This is a genomic window from Microbacterium sp. AR7-10 (assembly GCF_001878835.1).
Taxonomy (GTDB): Bacteria; Actinomycetota; Actinomycetes; order Actinomycetales; family Microbacteriaceae; genus Microbacterium; species Microbacterium commune.
In genome coordinates, this window is record NZ_MJIR01000119.1 from 1 (window position 1) to 2,856 (window position 2,856).

At 74.1% G+C, this 2,856-nt stretch carries 3 protein-coding genes; 1 reads left to right on the top strand and 2 read right to left on the bottom strand.

Annotation, left to right across the window (positions count from 1 at the left end; genetic code table 11):
• Window positions 1–339 (top strand): hypothetical protein (locus BFN01_RS15610; protein WP_218161831.1); only part of this gene is annotated, 339 nt, incomplete at its 5' end.
• Here the strand turns inward: BFN01_RS15610 and BFN01_RS14805 are convergent.
• Window positions 332–1,642, bottom strand: a complete 1,311-nt coding sequence (locus BFN01_RS14805) for a glycosyltransferase (protein WP_071645085.1) — start codon at window positions 1,640–1,642, stop codon at window positions 332–334. The genes BFN01_RS15610 and BFN01_RS14805 overlap by 8 nt on opposite strands.
• The coding region (locus BFN01_RS14810) for a glycosyltransferase (protein ID WP_143187272.1) at window positions 1,639–2,856 on the bottom strand (1,218 nt) is incomplete at its 5' end. The genes BFN01_RS14805 and BFN01_RS14810, both read right to left, overlap by 4 nt.

Consider the following 2,856-nt stretch of genomic DNA (forward strand, 5'->3'; position numbering starts at 1 on the left):
GCGCGATGCACCGTCGAGCAGTACGTCGACGGGGCCTGCTCGGGTGTGTACGTGGCGACGCCGCGCACCTGGGGCAGCCACGGGGGACAGGACGAGGGGTTCCGCGGATGGGGCTTCGAGGACGCCGCATGGTTCCTCGCGCATTCGACGATCCTCGGGGTGCCGCCCGTCCGTCATCCCGGCCGCGTGTACGCGCTGCACCACGTCGGCGAGGTGCGCGCCGGCGCGGCGTACGACGCGAACGCATCGCGCATGGAGCACTACCGGGCGGCTGCCGGCGATCCGTCGGCGATGGCCCGGCTGGTGGGCGCGGTGCGCCTGCCGGACCCCGTCAGCTGAGCTCGCCTGCGGAGGCGGACACCGTCGCTCGGGCGATCGACGGGCCCGGCTGCGCCACCTGGGCCGCTGCCGCCGCTCGCAGCACCGGGCGCCCGGTGAACGTCGGGTCCGCGACCTCCCGGAGGGCGGCGGCGAGCTGCTCGACGGTCGCCGCGTTCGGGTCGAGCGCGCGGCCCGTGCCGGTGCGCTCGATCGCCGCTGCGCCCGCGAACTGGTCCGTCGAAAACGGCAGCACGAGCAGCGGGACCCCGTGCCCCACGGCCTCGGTGACAGAGTTGTTTCCCCCGTGCGTCACCGCCGCGGCGGCCGAGGCGAGCAGCCGCACCTGGGGCAGGTACTCCGCGACCAGCCAGTCGTCGGGGATCGGGCCCAGCATCGCCGCATCCGTCGTTCCCGTCGCTATCGCCGCCCGCAGACCGGTCGCGCGCAGCGCGTCGGCCACGCGGGCGAGCACGTCGCCGCGGACCGACAGGAAGCTGCCGAAGCTCACGTACACGTACGGGTGGCCCGTGGCGATCCACCCCTCGACGTTGGAGGCACCGGCCTCGTCGCGCGGCGTCGATCCGAGGAAGCGATGCGGCGGGAGCTCGCGCCCGTCGCCGGCGGCGAGCTCGGCCGGGTAGTTGTAGAGCACGGTGTCGCCGTGCAGCGCGAAGGCATCGGCGACCGGTCGGGCGCCCGGATCGAGAGCGGCGGCGGCGTCGTTCCACTGGGTCGTGAAGCGCCGCGACACCTCCTCGCACAGCGCGCGCAGCTCGCGCAGCTGCGCCGCCTCCGGGGTGAAGGCGGCCGGCCACGCGGGCGGATAGCCGTAGACCTCACCCGCGACCGGCAGGGCGCTCGGGTGACCGAGCACCACGTCGCCGTAGGCGATCCCGTGCGTGTGCAGTGCCAGGCGGGCACTGTAGGCGAGGTGGTCGACGAGGATCGCGTCGGGCGCGACCTCGTCGATCACCTGCAGCGTCGCTCGTGCGCGGTCGACGGGGCGCCACATGAGATCGGTGAGACGTTCGCGTGCCTGATAGGCGAGCGTCGCGACCATGCCTGTGCGCGTCGCGGCGAAGAAGCCCTCGAGCGACGCGGCCTCCTCGGCCTGCTGCTCGGAGCTGCGGATGACGCCTGCATTCGCGCCCCGGCCCAGCGGGAGGTCGACCCGGTCGTAGCCGAAGCCGGAGACGATGGCCGCCGTCGCGGGGCCGGTCGCCACGACGACCTCTTCTCCCGCATCCCGCCATGCGGTGCCGAGAGCGGCGAGCGGCAGCAGATGAGAGGCGTAGTCGGGGCTGATGATCAGCAGAGTCATACCAGCAGCTCCGCCGCGCGCTGCAGCTCGGCCTCGCTGTGCGCGACCGATTCGTACACGGGAGCGAGCTTGGCGGCCATGCCCTGAATGGTGAAGCGCTCAGCCACGAGGTCGCGCGCGCGTTCCGCTGCGCCGTCGTCTGCGCCCCCGGCGCGCGCGAGGGCGCGCTCGGTCGCGGTGGCGAGCTTCGCCGGGTCGGCGGTCTCGGTGAGGAAGCCGGTGTCGTCGTCGTCGACGTAGGTGGCGGGTCCCCCGCTGTCGGGTGCGACCACGAGCAGACCGGTGGCCATCGCCTCGAGGATGGCCAGGCCGAACTCCTCCTTGAGGCTCGCGCAGACGTACACGCCGCCGGGTGCCGCCCGGCCGGGAAGCCCGAAGCGCGCGGCCGCCAGCCACTCGGCGGCGACGTCGTTCGATCGGTGCCCGGTCAGCAGCAGCCCGCGCGCCGCATGCTGGGCGGGCGGCAGTGCGGCGCGGATGCGGTCGAGCTGCTCGCGCTCGTCGAGCGAGGGGTGCTCGAGGTCGCCGCCGATCACGAGCAGGTTGGCCGCGTCGGCCAGCGGTCCGTCGGCCCATGCGCGCACCAGAGTGGCCATGCCCTTGATGCGGTGCATCCGCCCGACGGTGACCAGGAGCGGCAGTCGCCGTCGCTCTGCGGGCAGCGCGTCGAGCAGGGCGGCCAGCTCGGCGAGGGCACCGACCGGCTCGTCGCCGGCGGCGACCTGCCGGGCGCGCGCGACGGCACGATCGACCACCTCGAGGTCGACGCCCTCGGCGACCACGGTGTGCCGCTCGGGGTGCGAGGACATGTCGATGCCGACGAGCGCGCGCATGTCGCGCTCGAGCTGAGGTCGCGGGAAGAAGACGGAATGCGCGGCGGACGCCGCGAGGCTCTGCACCAGGTGCGTGCGGAACCAGAAGTGCTCCGTGAGATCCACCGGGCCGAAGTCCTTCCGCGTGAGGGTGCCCGATCGCTCCAGCGACGCGATGACGCTGTGCGGGTCGGGCGCCACGGTGAACACCGTCGGGATCCCCAGTTCACGCGCGACGTCGGCAGCCGCCAGGCTGCCGACGTCGGCCATCCGGAGGTGGAGCACGTCGACGCGTCCTGCGGCGCGCAGCAGGCGTCGGATGCCGCGGCGCACGCCCACCCGCAGCGGCCACGCCGCCGCTGAGCCCACCGGCGGCGAGCTCAGCGGGATGCGGCCGTACAC

Coding starts and splice junctions, on each gene's coding strand:
- BFN01_RS14805 (WP_071645085.1), bottom strand. CDS start 1,642: ATGACTCTGCTGATCATCAGCCCCGACTACGCCTCTCATCTGCTGCCG.